Annotated in this window: 12 protein-coding genes; all 12 read left to right on the forward strand. The window is 73.4% G+C overall.

Features of this window, described 5'->3' with window-relative positions:
• Nucleotides 1–32 precede the first annotated feature (32 nt).
• The 12 genes from AC4MBH_RS11545 (at nucleotide 33) to AC4MBH_RS11600 (ending at nucleotide 16,448) form a co-directional block, all read left to right on the forward strand.
• A complete protein-coding gene (locus AC4MBH_RS11545; protein ID WP_491795011.1) occupies nucleotides 33–1,604 on the forward strand; it encodes a prenyltransferase/squalene oxidase repeat-containing protein in 1,572 nt (523 codons plus the stop codon).
• A complete protein-coding gene (locus tag AC4MBH_RS11550) occupies nucleotides 1,601–2,596 on the forward strand; it encodes a hypothetical protein (protein WP_491795012.1) in 996 nt (331 codons plus the stop codon). Before AC4MBH_RS11545 ends, AC4MBH_RS11550 begins: the two co-directional genes overlap by 4 nt.
• Before the next feature lie 7 nt (nucleotides 2,597–2,603).
• A complete protein-coding gene (locus AC4MBH_RS11555) occupies nucleotides 2,604–3,683 on the forward strand; it encodes an energy-coupling factor transporter transmembrane component T (protein WP_491795013.1) in 1,080 nt (359 codons plus the stop codon).
• Nucleotides 3,680–5,257, forward strand: a complete 1,578-nt coding sequence (locus AC4MBH_RS11560) for an ABC transporter ATP-binding protein (protein ID WP_491795014.1) — start codon at nucleotides 3,680–3,682, stop codon at nucleotides 5,255–5,257. Before AC4MBH_RS11555 ends, AC4MBH_RS11560 begins: the two co-directional genes overlap by 4 nt.
• On the forward strand, nucleotides 5,254–6,102 hold the full coding sequence (locus AC4MBH_RS11565) for an ECF transporter S component (protein ID WP_491795015.1): 849 nt from the start codon (nucleotides 5,254–5,256) through the stop codon (nucleotides 6,100–6,102). Before AC4MBH_RS11560 ends, AC4MBH_RS11565 begins: the two co-directional genes overlap by 4 nt.
• Before the next feature lie 244 nt (nucleotides 6,103–6,346).
• Entirely contained in the window at nucleotides 6,347–7,366 is a 1,020-nt protein-coding gene (pstC, locus tag AC4MBH_RS11570) for a phosphate ABC transporter permease subunit PstC (protein WP_491795016.1), read from the forward strand.
• Nucleotides 7,366–8,535 (forward strand): phosphate ABC transporter permease PstA, encoded by a 1,170-nt coding sequence (gene pstA, locus AC4MBH_RS11575; RefSeq protein ID WP_491795017.1) that lies wholly within the window; start codon nucleotides 7,366–7,368, stop codon nucleotides 8,533–8,535. The genes pstC and pstA overlap by 1 nt, the downstream gene beginning before the upstream one ends.
• Nucleotides 8,532–10,259 (forward strand): phosphate ABC transporter substrate-binding protein PstS, encoded by a 1,728-nt coding sequence (locus AC4MBH_RS11580; protein WP_491795018.1) that lies wholly within the window; start codon nucleotides 8,532–8,534, stop codon nucleotides 10,257–10,259. The genes pstA and AC4MBH_RS11580 overlap by 4 nt, the downstream gene beginning before the upstream one ends.
• The gene (locus tag AC4MBH_RS11585; protein ID WP_491795019.1) at nucleotides 10,256–12,943 is read left to right on the forward strand and encodes a hypothetical protein; all 2,688 of its coding nucleotides are present in this window, start codon (nucleotides 10,256–10,258) and stop codon (nucleotides 12,941–12,943) included. The genes AC4MBH_RS11580 and AC4MBH_RS11585 overlap by 4 nt, the downstream gene beginning before the upstream one ends.
• A 2-nt stretch (nucleotides 12,944–12,945) precedes the next feature.
• The gene (locus AC4MBH_RS11590; protein ID WP_491795020.1) at nucleotides 12,946–13,881 is read left to right on the forward strand and encodes a class E sortase; all 936 of its coding nucleotides are present in this window, start codon (nucleotides 12,946–12,948) and stop codon (nucleotides 13,879–13,881) included.
• Between the two features lie 89 nt (nucleotides 13,882–13,970).
• Entirely contained in the window at nucleotides 13,971–15,536 is a 1,566-nt protein-coding gene (locus tag AC4MBH_RS11595; RefSeq protein WP_491795021.1) for an Ig-like domain repeat protein, read from the forward strand.
• Nucleotides 15,537–15,614: 78 nt separating this feature from the next.
• The gene (locus tag AC4MBH_RS11600) at nucleotides 15,615–16,448 is read left to right on the forward strand and encodes a phosphate ABC transporter ATP-binding protein (RefSeq protein ID WP_491795022.1); all 834 of its coding nucleotides are present in this window, start codon (nucleotides 15,615–15,617) and stop codon (nucleotides 16,446–16,448) included.
• Nucleotides 16,449–16,529 lie beyond the last annotated feature (81 nt).

The raw sequence follows: 16,529 nt of genomic DNA on the forward strand, positions 1-16,529 counted from the left end.
GGGGCCTCCCGCTGAGCAGCGGGAAGGAACCCATGAACCACCGCACCGCCCTCGCCGGTCTGGCCGCCCTCGCGGTCACGGCGTCCCTCGTCTCCGGGTCCCCGGCCTCGGCCGACCCCTCGCCCTCGAGCGCCGCCGGCGCCTCCTGGCTGGCCGACGACCTCGACGAGAACGGGCCGTTCCTGTACCCCGGCTCCTCGTTCGCAGACGTCGGCCTCAACATCGACGCCGGGTTCGCGCTGCTCAAGGCCGGCGACACCGAGGCCGCCACGGCCCTGCGCGAGCGCCTGGCCGAGGAGACCGACGGCTACACCGGCGCCGGTGACGAGACCTACGCCAACTCGCTGGCCAAGCTCACCGCCTTCGTGGCGGCCAGCGGCGGCGACCCGACGTCCTACGCCGGGCAGGACCTGGTGGCCCGCCTCGAGGCGCGGGTCGCCGACGGCACGGGCGACCTGCCGGCGGGCCAGATCTCCGACGCCAGCGAGTTCGGCGACTACGCCAACGTGCTGGGCCAGGCGTTCGCCGTCCGCGCCCTCGACGAGGCCGGCAGCGCGAGGACGGCTGCGGTCACCAACCACCTGCTCGCGCAGCAGTGCAGCGACGGGCACTTCCCGCTCGACTTCCGCACGGTCGAGGAGGACACCTGCGACCCCGAGGTCGCGCCGGCCAACGCCGACATCGCCGCCCTGGTGCTGGTCAACCTGCGCACCCGGTCCGAGGTCCCCGCCGTCGCCCGGGCGATCGGCAAGGCGGCGGCGTTCATCTCCGCCGAGCAGGCCGACGACGGCTCCATCGGCGGCGCGCCGCCGACCGACACCGGCAACGCCAACACCACCGGCCTCGGCGCGTGGGCACTCGGCGAGGCGTGCGTGCTCGACGACGCCTACCGGGCCGCCGCCTGGGTGCGGGCCCTGCAGGTCGAGGGCGAGGCGGGGACCCCGCTCGCCGGCGAGACCGGCGCGATCGCCTACGACGCCGCCACCCTCGAGCGCGACACCGAGGACGGCATCGGCGACAACGAGCGCGACCAGTACCGCCGCGCCACCGCCCAGGCCACCAACGGCCTGGCCTACGACCGCACCGCGCCGCCGACCGTCGGGCTCAGCGCTCCCACCGGCTACGTCCAGGGCGGCAGCCGGGTCGCCCTGCGGGTGACCGGCATCGCCTCGGGCGACGCGCCCTGCGTGACGGGTCCCGGCGCCGTCGCGATGCTCGACGACGAGGCCGCCACCGCGACGGCCACCGTCACCGTGCCCCGCACCACCGGCACCGCCCGGTACGTCGCCACCACCGGCCCCGGCCAGCGTGCCGCCACGGTGCGCGTGCTCGGCGCCACGACGCTCAAGGTCGCAGCGGGTGACCAGGTCCGCCGCGGCAAGGCCCTGCGCGTGACCGTGCGCGGCCTGGCCGCGGGCGAGCGCGTCCGCGTCGTCCTGGCCGGCAAGCAGCTCGTCTCCGGACGGGCGAGCAGCACCGGCACGTTCGTGCGCACCGCCAAGGTCGGTGCCGGCGTCCCGGTCGGCGCCAAGCGCCTGCGGGCCGTCGGCGAGTTCGGCACCCGCGTCGGCAGCACCCAGGTCCGGGTGCTGAAGACCCGATGAGCTCCCCGCTCCGGTCGGTCACCACGGCCCTCGCGGCCGCGGTGACCGTCCTGGCCTCCCTGCTGCTGACCGTCGGCGCCGCCCCGGCCCACGCCGACGCGTGCCCGACGGACAGCGGCGTCACCGTCGTCGTCGACTTCAACGAGCTCGGCGGCGGCGTGCAGGGCGACTGCGTGGCCGGTGGTGGCGGACGTGCGGCCATCGACCTGTTCCAGGACGCCGGGTTCGCGATCAACGCCGACACGCCGCGCAACCCGGGCTACGTGTGCCAGGTCAGCACCAAGCCGACCGGCTGCGGCCAGCCCGACGGGTCGCGGTTCTGGTCGCTGTGGTGGTCCGACGGCAAGGGCGGCACCTGGACCTTCTCCAGCCTGGGCGTCAAGGGACTGACCGTGCCCGACGGCGCGTCCGTCGCGTTCTCGTGGGACCAGGTGGCCGGCGACGCCAAGCCGTCGTTCACGCCGCCGACGCACGGTGCGCCCGCGCCGCAGCCCGACCCGCAGCCGACCACCGCTCCGCAGCAGCCCACCGAGCAGCCGACGGATACGTCGTCGTCGCCCGGCGGCGGTACGCCGTCCCCGCAGGACGGCGGCAACGCCGGTGGCGGCGCGGGTGGCAGCGGCGGGGGCAGCGAGGGTGACGGCGACACCGGCGGCAGCACCGCGCCCGGTGAGGCACCCACGACCGGCGCCGCCCCCGGCACCGACGGGCCGGCCGCCCCGCGTCCGACCGACGGCGCGACCTCGCCGAGCGGTACCCCCTCGCCGTCCGAGCCGACCACGTCGGCCGGCGCGGGCGCCGTCGCCGGTGACGACGGGACGACGGCCACCGTGCTCGCCGACCCGGTCGCGCCGACCGCGGCCGAGACCGAGGCCGCCCGGGCCGACGACTCCGGCCTGCCCGGCTGGCTGGCACCGCTGGTGATCGTGCTGCTGTTCGGCGCCGCCGGGGTCGGGCTGCTCCTCCAGCGGCGGCGGCAGCCGCAGGCGTGACGACGAGGTGAGCGCGCTGCCCCGCGACCTGCACCCCGTGGCCTGGTGGCTGTGGGCGATCGGGCTCGCGGCGGCGGCGTCGCTGACCACCAACCCGCTGGTGCTGCTGACGATCGTCGGCGTGGTCGCGGTCGTCGTCACCGCGCGGCGTACCGACCACCCGTGGGCGCGGTCCTTCCGGTTCTACGTCTGGCTCGGGGTGGCCACCGTCGTGCTCCGCGTGCTGTGGCGCGTGGTGCTCGGCGGGGGCTACCCCGGCGACGTCGTGCTCGACCTGCCCGAGGTGCCGCTGCCCGACTTCGTCCGCGGCGTGACCCTGCTCGGGCCCGTCACCCAGGAGACCCTCGTCGCCGGCCTGTACGACGGCCTCCGCCTGGCCACGCTGGTGATCTGCGTCGGCGCGGCCAACTCGCTGGCCAACCCCAAGCGGCTGCTGCGCAGCCTCCCGCCGGCGCTCTACGAGATCGGCACGGCGCTCGTGGTGGCGGTGACCGTGCTGCCCCAGTTCACCCAGAGCATCAAGCGGGTGCGGGCCGCCCAGGCGCTGCGGGCCGGCGAGACCGGACGGGTGCGGCGGCTGCGCCGCTTCCTGGTCCCCGTCCTCGAGGACACCTTCGACCGCTCGCTCGCCCTGGCCGCGGGCATGGACACCCGTGGCTACGGCCGGTCCGGCACGGCCACGGCGCGCGACCGGCGTACGACGGGGGCGCTGGTGCTCGCCGGGCTGTGCGGCGTCGTGGTCGGGGTCTACGCCCTGCTCGACCAGACGGCCCCCCGGCTGCTCGCCGGCCCGATGCTCGTCGTCGGCACGCTGGTCGCCGTCGCCGGCCTGGTCAACGCCGGACGCCGCGTCCAGCGCACCCGCTACCGGCCCGACCGGTGGCGGCCCGCCGAGCTGGCCGTGGTCGCCGTCGGGCTCGTCGTCGCCGTGCTCGGGTGGTGGGTCAACCGCCACCAGCTGCCGATCGCCTACCCCTCGCCCAGCGCCGCGCCGGAGATCAGCCTGGTCGCCCTGCTCGCGGCCGTGCTCGGCCTCGCCGCCGTGGCCGTGACCCCGCCGCCGCGCACCGCCGGGAGCCCCCGATGACGCCGCTGCTCGAGCTGCGCGAGCTCACCCTCACCTACGGCGGCTCCGACGGCGGCCCTGATGGCGCGCGCGTCCTCGACGGCGTCGACCTGAGCGTCGAGGAGGGCGAGCTGGTGCTCGTCTCGGGCCCGACCGGCGTCGGCAAGTCGACGCTGCTGGGGGTGGTCACCGGGTTGGTGCCGCGGTTCAGCGGGGGAGTGCTCACCGGCGACGTCCGCCTCGACGGCGCCAGCATCATCGACACCCCGCCCCGCGAGCGCGCGCACGCGATCGGGTACGTCGGCCAGGACCCGGCCGCGGCGTTCGTCACCGACACCGCCGAGGACGAGCTGGCCTACGGCATGGAGCAGCTCGGCCTGCCCGGCGAGACCATGCGCCGGCGGGTGGAGGAGACCCTCGACCTGCTGGGCATCGCCCACCTGCGCGACCGCGACCTGCACACGCTCTCGGGCGGCGAGCAGCAGCGCGTCGCGATCGGGTCGGTGCTCACCATGCACCCCCGGCTGCTCGTGCTCGACGAGCCGACCTCCGCCCTCGACCCCACCGCCGCCGAGGACGTGCTGGCCACGCTCACCCGGCTGGTCCACGACCTGGGGGTCTCGGTGCTGCTCGCCGAGCACCGCCTCGAGCGGGTCGTGCCGTTCGCCGACCGGATGGTGCTGATGACCGGCGCCGGCGCGTGCGAGGTGGGGGAGCCGGCCGACCTGCTCGCGCACTCGCCCGTCGTACCCCCGATCGTCGAGCTCGGCCGCGCCGCCGGCTGGAGCCCGCTGCCGCTGACCGTGCGGGAGGCCCGCCGGGCGGCCCGCACGCTGGTGCTGCCGCCGGTGCCGACCGAGACGCTGCCCACGCCGGCACCGCTGCTGCGGGCCATCGGGGTCGGCGTCAGCCACGGCAGCACCGTCGCCCTGCGCGACGTCGACCTGACCCTGCACGCCGGACGGGTCACCGCCCTGATGGGCCGCAACGGCGCCGGCAAGTCGACGCTCCTGTGGACCCTGCAGGGCACCCGCCAGCGTCGTTCCGGCCGGGTGGAGACCGGTGGCGCCGACCCCGCGGCGCTCGACGCCGCCGGCCGGCGGGCGCGGGTGGCGCTGCTGCCGCAGACCGCGTCGGACCTGCTCTACCTCGAGACCGTGGCCGAGGAGTGCGTGGCCGGCGGCCCCGGCACCCGGGAGGTCCTCGACCGGCTCGTGCCCGGCATCGACGACGCGGCCCACCCGCGCGACCTGTCCGAGGGTCAGAAGCTCGCCCTCGCGCTGGCGCTGGTGCTGGCACCGGCGCCTCCGGTCGTGCTGCTCGACGAGCCGACCCGCGGCCTCGACTACGCCGCCAAGGCCGCCCTCGCGGCTATCCTGCGGGGCCTCGCCACCGACGGCCACGCCGTCCTCGTGGCCACCCACGACGTCGAGTTCGTGGCCTCGGCCGCGGACGAGGTCGTGGTGCTCGCCGAGGGCGAGGTCGTCTCGTCCGGCCCGACCCGGCGCGTGGTCGCCGAGTCGCCGGCGTTCGCGCCGCAGGTGATGAAGGTGCTCGGCGCCCCCTGGCTCCGCGTCGACGAGGTCGTGGCATGACCGCCGTGACCGCCGCGCCGGACGTGCCCGACGACGTCCGCGCCATCCCGCTCAGCGTCCGCTCCCGCGTCACGCTCGCCGTCGCGTCGGTCCTCGGCCTGATGATGCTGTGCTGGCCGCTGCTCGTCCGGGTGGGCGACGAGGCGGCCCGCATCGACCCGCCGTTCCTGTTCCTGCTGCTCCTGCCCGTGGTGATCGCGGTGGTGGTCGCCGAGATGAGCGAGGGCGGCATGGACGCCCGGGTGCTGGCGATCCTCGGGGTGCTCTCGGCCGTCAACGCCCTGATGCGCGTGCTCTCGGCCGGCACCGCTGGCATCGAGCTCGTCTTCTTCCTGCTGATCCTGGCCGGACGGGTCTTCGGACCCGGCTTCGGCTTCGTGCTCGGCGTGACGTCGCTGTTCGCGTCCGCGCTGATGACCGCCGGGGTCGGGCCGTGGCTGCCGTTCCAGATGCTCTGCGCCGCGTGGGTCGGACTCGGCGCCGGGCTGCTCCCGCGCCGGGTGCTCGGCCGCCCGGTCCGGGGCCGCGGGGAGATCGCGATGCTGGCGGCGTACGGCGTCGTGGCGGCGTACCTGTTCGGCGCGCTGATGAACCTGTCCGGCTGGCCGTTCCTCCTCGGCGTCGCCGTCCCCGGGGTCGACGGCGACCTGACCTTCGACCCCACGGCGGGCCCGCTGGCCAACCTGCGCACGTTCGCGGCGTACACGCTGATCACCTCGACCGGCAGCTTCGACACCGGTCGCGCGATCACCACGGCGGTGGCCGTCGTGCTCCTCGGCCCCGCGGTGCTCACCACCCTGCGCCGCGCGTCGCGCCGTGCCGTGGTGGTCCAGACCGTTCCCTGACCACCAGGCCTCGGGGATAGCCCGTTCGGGCCATGGCCCATGGTCATCCCGGGCCAGGCCTGTCCACAGGTGCCGGTCTTGTTGTCCCAACCCGGGCTGGGTGTTCGCTCCTCGTTCACGGTCGTAGCCCCGATCGTTCCGTCCGTCTCCCGACACTCGTCGAGGCAGCCCACTGGGGGGCGCCGGCCTGGACGGGCCAGCACGAGCACTGCACCGACGATCACCGACGGGGACCGCAACACAGGTGACAACCACACTTCCCGACCTCGACCGCACCGGCGACGAGGTCGACGTCAAGCCGCGCGCGCTCTCGCGCCGCACCACGGGTGCCGACTCGGTGTTCACCCACGGCGCGCGCACCGTGGGGGCGACGGTGCTCGTCGTCGCGGCCGGGGTGGCGGTGTTCCTCGGCATCCAGGCGGTCCCGACGTTCCGCCGCTACGGGTGGTCCTTCTTCACCGAGCAGCAGTGGTCGCCCGACACCGACGTCATCGGCATCGCGGCCGTGCTGGTCGGCACCTTCCAGGTCGCGTTCGTCGCGATGGTCATCGCGTTCCCGCTGGCACTCCTCGTCGCGCTCTACATCAGCGAGTACGCCCCGGCCCGGATCAAGCCCACCCTCGTCTCGGCCGTCGACCTGATGGCTGCGGTGCCGTCGGTCATCTACGGCCTGTGGGGCTACCTGCTGATCATGGAGCACGCCGCCGGCTTCTCCATCTGGCTCGACCGCAACCTCGGCTGGGTCCCGTTCTTCGAGGTGCCCGGCGGCGAGGCCGACAAGCCGATCCCGGCCCTGAGCCAGTACGGCTTCAGCGCGTTCGTGGCCGGCATCGCCGTCTCCATGATGGTGCTGCCGATGGCCGCGGCCGTGATGCGGCAGGTGTTCTCCCAGACGCCGCCGGGGGAGAAGGAGGCCGCGCTCGCCCTGGGCGCCACCCGCTGGGGCGTGATCCGCTCCGTCGTGCTGCCCTTCGGCCGCGGCGGCGTCATCGGTGGCTCGATGCTCGCGCTGGGCCGCGCCATGGGCGAGACGATCGCGGTGCTGCTGATCATCTCCCCGGCGTTCGAGATCAAGTGGAGCCTCACCGAGAAGGGCGGCAACACGATCAGCTCCCTGATCGCCGGCCGCTTCGGTGACGCCTCGACCTCCCAGCTCTCGGCGCTGCTGGCAGCAGGGCTGGTGCTGTTCGGGATCACCCTGGTGATCAACACGCTGGCCGCGCTCGTGGTCAACCGCAGCCGCTCCGGGGCGGAGACGGACTGATGACCACCCTCGACAAGCGTCCCGACGCCCCCGTCACGCCGCACCCCACCGCGACGCCCGGGGTCACCTACATCCCGGTGCGCTCCGACGACGCGCCGCCGCCCGTCGTGCGCGGGTCGCTGGGCCGGATGGCTCCCGACGAGCTCGTCGTCCGCGCCGGCTCCTGGTTCGCCGCGTTCGGGTTGGCCTGGCTGGTCACCCAGCGACTGCTGCCGCTGCCGGGCATCGCCTGGTTCGTGATCGCCTGGTTCGTCTTCGGCCTGCTCGTCACCGCCGTGGCCACCGCCGCCACCGGGACGTGGATCGAGGTCAAGGACCGGGTCGCCGCCTGCGTGGTCACCGGCGGCGCCCTGCTCGTCGGGGCCGCACTGGTCAGCGTCATCGTCTACGTCGCCGCCAAGGGCTGGCGCCCGCTGACCAACCTGAACTTCTTCGTCGACGACATGGCCGGCGTCGGTCCCAAGGACCCCTTCGACGAGGGCGGCATCCGGCACGCGATCATCGGCTCCATCCTCCAGATGGGCATCGCCGTCGCCATCACGCTGCCGCTGGGCGTCGGCACCGCGGTCTTCATGACCGAGATCGGGGGCAGGTTCGCCCGCGTCGTCCGCACCCTGGTCGAGGCGATGACCGCGCTGCCCTCGATCGTCGCCGGCCTGTTCATCTACACCGTCTGGATCCTGGCGCTCGGCCAGGACCGCTCGGGGTTCGCCGCCTCGCTCGCGCTCTCGGTGATGATGCTGCCGATCATCGCCCGCGCCGCCGACGTCGTGCTGCGGGTGGTGCCGGGCGGCCTGCGCGAGGCCAGCCTGGCCCTCGGCGCCAGCCGCTGGCGCACCGTGTGGCACGTCGTGCTCCCCACCGCGCGGCCCGGCCTGGCCACCGCGCTGATCCTCGGCGTCGCCCGCGGCGTCGGCGAGACCAGTCCGGTGCTGCTCACCAGCGGTGCGGCGGAGTTCACCAACGCCAACCCGTTCGAGGGCGCCATGCACTCGCTGCCGCTGTTCATCTTCACCGGTGTGCGCAGCGGCAACGACGTCGCCATCCAGCGGGCCTACGGGGCCGCGCTGGTGCTGCTCATCCTCGTGCTCCTCCTCTTCGTGATCGCCCGACTCCTCGCCCGTCCAAGGCGCACCACCCCGCGCCGCTCCCGGAAAGCAGCCTCATGACCCGCCGTCCCACCCGCGTCCGCGCCCGCCTGCTCGTGGCCCTGGCCGCCCTCGCCGCGGTGCTGGTCCCCGCCACCCTCGGGGCGTCGGCCACGGCCGACACCTCCGGGGCCGCCGAGGCCGCCGGGACGAAGACCCCGGTCAGCGCCGAGCAGCTGCAGCAGTCGCGCGCCGCGGCGTACGCGACGATCGAGGGCACCGGCTCCACCTGGTCCGAGCTGATCGTCAAGCAGTGGATCGCCGACGTCGACGCCAACGGGATCAAGGTCGTCTACACCGGCGGCGGGTCGTCGAAGGGCCGCAAGGACTTCGCGCAGAACACCACCGACTTCGCGATCTCCGAGATCCCCTACCAGGGCAAGGACGAGACCGGCCAGGCCGACACCAGCAACGGCCGGGAGTACGCCTACCTGCCGCTGGTCGCGGGCGGCACCGCGTTCACCTACCAGCTCAAGATCGGCGACACCCTGGTGCGCAACCTGCGCCTCTCGGGCGAGACGATCGCCAAGATCTTCACCGGCAAGATCACCAACTGGAACGACCCGGCGATCACGGCCGACAACAACGGCCGCTCCTTCCCGGACAAGAAGATCGTGCCGGTCGTCCGCTCCGACGGCTCGGGCACGACCGCGCAGTTCACCACCTGGCTCGACAAGGCCTTCCCCTCGATCTGGCGGCCCTACTTCGGCCGGTCGGGGCTGACGTCGTACTACCCGAAGAAGGGCGACGTGATGATCGCCCAGTCGGGCTCGGACCAGGTGATGAACACCGTCTCGGGCTTCGCCGGCGACGGGACCATCGGCTACGTCGAGTACTCCTACCCGCTCGACAAGGGCTACCCGGTCGTCAAGGTGCTCAACAAGGCCGGCTACTACGTGGAGCCGACGCAGTTCAACACCGCGGTGGCGCTGACGAAGGCGCAGATCAACACCAACAAGGCCGACGCGACGAAGTACCTCACCCAGATCCTCGACGGCGTCTACACCAACCCCGACCCGCGGACCTACCCGATCTCGTCCTATTCCTACATGGTCATCCCGACCGGCAAGGACGACCCGCGGATGACGACGGCCAAGCGTCAGTCGCTGGCCGACTTCCTCTACTACTCCCTGTGCAGCGGGCAGACCAAGGCCGGCCCGTTCGGCTACTCGCCGCTGCCCGTCAACCTGGTGCAGGCCGGCTTCCAGCAGATCGCCACGTTGAAGAGGGCCGATCCCCAGGTCGACCTCACCGACCGCGACGTGAGCTCGTGCAACAACCCCACGTTCGACAGGAACAACCCGGGCAGCAACCTGCTCGCCAAGACCGCCCCCATGCCGCCCGCCTGCGACAAGCAGGGGGAGGGGCCGTGCGGCTCCGACACCGGCAAGAACGACCCCACCGGCGGCAACGACCCCGACCCGGCGGCGACCCCCGACGGCGCCGGCACGGGCACGGGCACGGGCCCGGGTGGTGGCACCGACCCCGGTGCCGGACCGCCCGGGGGCGGGGCACCGGGGGCCGGCGGACCGCCGGGCTCGGGCGCCGCGGTACCGGGGTCCGGGATCCCGGGGGCGTCGACCAGCACCGGTGACGACGCGGTCTTCGCCAACTCGACCACGCTCGACGACCGGCCGCTGGACTCCAAGACGTTCGCCTGGGTGAGCGTGCTTCTGCTCGCGGCCCTGGTGCTGCTGCCCGGGCTGTTCGCCGCCCGCCTGCGCCGCCGCGGGGGTGCCCGATGACGGGCCGTACGTCGCGACTGTCCCGCCTGCTGGTGGCTCCCGCCGTGGTCGGCCTGGTCGCCGTCGGGGTGCTCGCGCCGAGCAACGCGGTCGCCGGGGCCACGGTGTCCGCCACGTCCGCCACGTCCGCCGCGTCCGCCGCGCCGACCGCGTCCGCCGTGCCGACCGCCGTCGCCCGGGCAGCCGCGGACGACAAGGGCTACCGGGCCACCAAGAAGGTGAGCCGGGTCTTCGTCGGGCCCGACGGCACCGAGACCACCGTGTCCAGCTGGGACGTCACGGTCCGCGCCAACCAGACCACCAACCTCCGCGGCCGCCAGCGGATCCGGATCTCGTGGACCGGCGCCCAGCCCAGCGGCGGTCGCGCCGCCAACCCCTACGGCGAGAAGGGCCTGGCCCAGGAGTACCCGGTCGTCGTGCTGCAGTGCCGCGGCCGCGACGACGCGCGCCTTCCCAAGGCGCAGCAGCTGCGCCCGGAGACCTGCTGGACCTCCTCGTTCGACCAGCGTTCGCAGGTGCTGCGGTCCGAGGGGCTCTCGGTCTGGCGCCGCGACCAGTACGCCACCGAGGCTGCCAAGGAGCCGGTCACCGGCGCCGAGGGCGTCGAGGGCGAGGAGTGCCCGACGCTCGACGTGCCGACGTACAGCACCCGCCTGACGCCGTTCGTCAGCCGCTCGGGCGACGTCTTCGACGCCTGCGACCGCGACTCCATGCCGCCGGAGGCGGCCGTCGACGCCGCCTTCCCGCCCGCCGAGATCGCGGCCTTCACCGACGAGAACGGCCAGGGCGCGGTCAACTACGAGGTGCGCAGCAACGTCGAGAACGAGTCACTCGGCTGCAGCGACAAGGTGGCCTGCTCGATCGTGGTCGTCCCGATCGTCGGCGTCAGCTGCCAGCAGCCGGCCGAGCCGCCCACCGACGACGACAAGGCCTGCCGCAAGCTGGGTCGCTTCCCCCCGGGATCGAGCAACGCGGCGAGCGAGGGCATCGACCTCGCGGTCGGCCCGGCCCTGTGGTGGACCCAGTCCAACTGGCGCAACCGGTTCTCCATCCCGGTCACCTTCGGCCTGCCTCCCGACACCTGCGACGTGCTCGACAGCCGCCCGCCCACCGGGTTCTACGGCTCCGAGCTGCTCGCGCAGGCCGGCCTGCAGTGGTCGCCGGCGTACTGCCTGAACAAGAAGCGGTTCAAGTTCCAGCTCAACCAGATGTCCGACATCGCCGGGTTCAACCTGATGCAGAACGGTCAGGGTCCCGCCGCGGTGGTCTCCTCCGAGCAGGACGCGACGGGGGGTGACCCGGTCGGCTACGCACCGACCGCGATCACCGGCTTCGCGATCGGCTACGAGATCGACCGGCCCAGGAACAAGGGGGAGTTCGCGACCCTCCGGCTCAACGCGCGGCTGCTCGCCAAGCTGCTCACCCAGAGCTACCTGGGCTCCGACCTCGGGCGCCAGCACCCCGGCATCGCGAACAACCCGCTGGCGATCATGAACGACGAGGAGTTCCAGCGGCTCAACGAGGGCCTGAGCGAGATCACCCAGGAGGCCGGCGCCACCCTGCTCTCGCTGGCCAACGACTCCGACGTGATCCAGCAGCTGACGGCGTACATCGCCCAGGACAAGAAGGCGATGGCGTTCATCGGCGGCAAGCCCGACCCGTGGGGCATGCGGGTCAACCCGTCGTACCGCGACATCGAGCTGCCGCGGCCGGAGTGGCCGCTGCTCGACTCGTTCATCCCCAAGACCGAGAACACCTGTCGCCAGGAGAACCCGTCGGTCTACTTCAACCAGCTCGCCGCCCCGGTCACCACGCTCCGCAAGATCTCCGAGTCGCTGCTCGACGCGTGGCCCAACGTGCAGACCCGGTGCGACTACGACCCGAGCACGAAGCAGTACAAGATCGGACGGGTCGACCGGCAGTCCTACGGCTCGCGGTTCGTGCTGGGCGTCGTCAGCCTCGGCGACGCCGCCCGCTACGGGTTGAAGAGCGCTGCTCTCGAGACCAAGCCCGGCCGGTTCGTTGCCCCCACCGACGCCTCGATGGGGCGCGCCGTGGCGCTCTCGAAGCAGCCCGGCAAGCGGCGTCCGTTCGTGCTCGACCAGGCCGACGTCGCGCGGGACGGCCGTGCCTACCCCGGCACGATGGTCGTCTACACCGCGGCGCGGCTGCGCAACCTCGACAAGGCCACGGCCGGCCAGGTCGCGCAGTTCGTGCGGATCTCCACCACCGAGGGCCAGCGACGCGGCAGCGGCAACGGCCAGCTGCCCGCCGGCTACCTGCCGATCAAGGCGTCGGGTCCCACCGGCAAGCTGCTCCGCTCGGCGCGGGAGGTCGCCGGCGCCATCCAGGCGCAGACCCCGGCGCCGAGCGACCCGAAGGACCCGACCGGGGACGGGGGCAACACGACGCCCGACACCGACACCGACACCGACCTCGGGGACGGCGGCGGCCTCACCACCCCCGACGACGCCCCGCCGGCCACGGCACCCCCCGAGGCGCCCGGCGACGAGCCGACGGCGCCCCTCGACGACGCGGACGTCGAGGAGACCAGTGCGACCTCGGCGACCGACTCCGGCCTCGCCGGCAAGCTGCTGCCGCTGCTCCTGCTGGCCGGGGTGCTCGGCGTCGCCGTCCGGGTCGGTTCGCGGTTCTTCGTGCGCCCGCCGCGGAGACTGACGTGACCATGGTCGAGGGACGCCCGGCCCCGGCCGCCGCGGCCGAGGCGGCCCCGGTCGCCCCGGCCCCGGAGCGACCCCGCCGCCCCCGACGGCCACCGCGGCCGGCACCCCAGGGCGCCGCGGCCGTGGTGAGCACGGCGAGCGTGATGGTCTCGCTGGTCTCGATCTGGGCGGTGCTGCAGCTGCTCGTGTTCAGCGGCCTGTCCCACGACCGCCAGCAGGCGCTGCTGTTCCGCGAGTTCCGGGTCCAGCTCGCCGAGACGACGGCACCGCTCGGCCCCGTCGTCCCCGTCGGCGACCCGGTCGCGATCCTCACGATCCCCGCGCTCGGGCTCGAGGAGGTCGTCGTCGAGGGCACCGCCTCGGGCGACCTCCTGGCCGGGCCCGGCCACCAGCGCGGCACCCCGCTCCCGGGGCAGAAGGGCTACTCGGTCGTGATGGGCCGGGCGGCGACGTACGGCGCGCCGTTCGGCCGCCTCGGCGAGCTGCGACCCGGCGACGACGTCGAGGTCCTCACCTCCCAGGGCCGCCAGACCCTCGACGTGATCGGCGTGCGCCGCGAGGGCGACCCCGTGCCCGACCCGGTCGCCGAGGGCGGCGGCATGCTCACCCTCGTCTCGGCCGAGGGCGACGGACGGCTCTCCGCGCTCACGCCCGACACCACCGTCTACGTCGACGCGATCACCGTCGAGGCGTTCCCGACGCCGTCCGGCTACGGCGCCGCGATGCCCGAGGCCGAGGAGGCGATGGCGCGCGACACCACGGCGCTGCCGCTGCTGGCGCTCTGGCTCTCGCTGCTGCTCGGACTCACCTTCGCCGTCATCGCGGCCCGCCAGCGCTGGTCGGCCGTCCTGGTGTGGGTGCTCGCCGGCCCGGTGGTCCTCACCCTCGCCTGGCTCACCACCGACACCGCCATGCGACTGATGCCCAACCTCCTCTGACCTGCACCGGCGGGCTCGGGCCCGCCGGCGCACGCACCACCACCCTGCACGACCCCACAGCACCACCCACCACAAGGAGCACCTCCGAGATGTTCGTACGCAAGTCCCTCGCCGGCGTCGTCACGGTCGCCGTGACCGGGTCGGTCCTCGCGCTGACCGCCGGGACGGCCCACGCCGCCGACCCCGACGACACCACCTTCACGCCCACGACCGCCGACGTCATCGGGGCCGGCTCCGACACCAGCCAGAACGCGCTCTTCCGCCTCGCCCAGTCCTACAACACCGGGCTGTCCGCCGGCGCCCCGCGCCTGGCGACGTACGCCGCCACCGGCGGCGGCACCGTCACGCTGCCGTCGGGCTCGATCACGCGCCCCAACGGCTCGGGTGCGGGCAAGAACCTGCTCTACGGCACGAACAACAACGCCGAGATCGACTTCGCTCGCTCGTCGTCGAGCCTGAACGACGCCGAGCGCAACGCCAGCCTGCAGCAGTTCCCGTTCGCGCTGGACACCCTCAAGCTCGCGGTCTCCAACCAGGTGCCCTCCAACGCACCGGCCGCGATCACGCCGCAGCAGATGGTGGGGATCTACAACGGCAGCATCAAGAACTGGAGCGAGATCGGCGGGAAGCCCGGCGTCATCGCGCCCAAGATCCCGCAGGGCGGATCCGGCACGCGCTCGTTCTTCGTCGCCCAGCTCAAGGCCGCCAACACCAATGTCGACGTCGTCCTCGCCTCGACCGTCCAGGAGGTCCAGGAGCACGACGCGACCTCGATCCGCAACGACGCCAACGCCGTCGCGCCGTTCTCGGCCGGCCGGTCGAGCCTGACTCCCGGCGCCCTGCGCCTGGCGGACGGCTTCACCGCCGACCGTGCGCTCTACAACGTGATCCGCAACAGCGACCTCGGCAACGCCACCCTGCAGGGCCTCTTCGGCTCCAACGGCTTCCTCTGCTCCGACGAGGCCAACGACGAGATCGCGGCAGCCGGCTTCGAGCAGCTCGACAGCGTGGCCGACGGCGGCGTCTGCGGCCAGGCGACCGACACGGCGACCAGCAACTTCAAGACCAACGAGCCGGTCGTCCCGATCGAGACCACCACGACGGTCACCGGCACCAGCACGGCGCCCAAGGCCCTGCGCCTGACCGCCCGCGTCGCCGGCAACCCGACCCCGACCGGCACCGTGTCGTTCCTCGACTCCGGCAGTGACGCCGTCCTCGGCACCGCCAACCTCATCGGCGGCACCGCGACCCTCAACCTGACCAACCGGGCGCCGCGCTCCTACAGCATCGTGGCCGCCTACACGCCCGCCGAGGGCTCGGCCTACGTCGCGTCGTCCGGCTCCCGCACGGTCAAGGTCAAGGCCGGCTCGGTCCTCAAGGAGTCCTTCCCGGCCTCGGTCAAGAAGTCGGCCAAGTCGGCGAAGGGCGTCGTCACCGTCGCCTTCGCGGGTCTGTCGACCAAGCCCACCGGCAAGGTCACGATCAAGGAGGGCGCCAAGACGGTCGCCACCGGCAGCCTCAAGGCCGGCAAGGCCACCCTCACCCTCGCCAAGGCCAAGGTCGGAGCGGGCAAGAGCACGCTGAAGGTCTCCTACGCCGGTGACGCCAACGGCTTCGGTGCCAGCAAGACCTTCACCATCACCTTCAAGAAGTAGCACCCCGCCACACCCCCGGACGCCGGGCGGTCGTCCCTCCCACGACCGCCCGGCCCCGGCCTGATCGGAGACCTCGTCATGACCGTCACCACCACCCTCACGACGTACGACGCGACGCCGGCGCCCCCGGTCCGGCCCCTCGCCCAGATCGAGGCGCGCGACGTCACGGCCTGGTTCGGCAGCCACAAGGTCCTCGACCGGGTCTCGCTCGTGATGCCGGCCGGTGGCATCACCGCGCTGATCGGCCCGTCGGGCTGCGGCAAGTCGACGTTCCTGCGGATCCTCAACCGGATGCACGAGCTGGTCCCCTCCGCCGCCCTGGCCGGTGAGGTCCTGCTCGACGGGGAGGACGTCTACGACCCCGGCAAGCGCCTCATCGACGCCCGCCGCTCGATCGGGATGGTCTTCCAGAAGCCCAACCCGTTCCCGGCGATGTCGATCCGCGAGAACGTGCTCGCGGGCCTCAAGCTCACCGGCACCAAGGCGTCGCGGTCCGAGCGCGACGCGCTCGTCGAGTCGTGCCTGGTCAAGGGCGGGCTCTGGAACGAGGTCAAGGACCGCCTCGACGCCCCCGGCGGCGGCCTGTCCGGCGGCCAGCAGCAGCGCCTGTGCATCGCGCGGTCGCTGGCCATCAAGCCGCGGGTGCTGCTGATGGACGAGCCGTGCTCGGCCCTCGACCCCACCTCGACCCGGGTGATCGAGGAGACCATGCTCGAGCTGGCCCGCGAGGTCACCATCGTCATCGTCACCCACAACATGCAGCAGGCCGCCCGCGTCTCCGACGAGTGCGCCTTCTTCCTCGCCTCCCACGGCACCCCCGGCGTGATCGTCGAGCACGGCGACACCAAGGCCATGTTCGGCTCCCCCCGCGACCAGCGCACCTCCGACTACGTCAACGGTCGCTTCGGCTGACCCACGCTGACCCGTCGTAGATGTACGACGGGTCAGCGCCAAATCTGCGGTGACCCGTCGCATCGTTGCGACGGGTCGGCG

This window comes from Nocardioides sp. WJ219 (genome assembly GCF_058559815.1).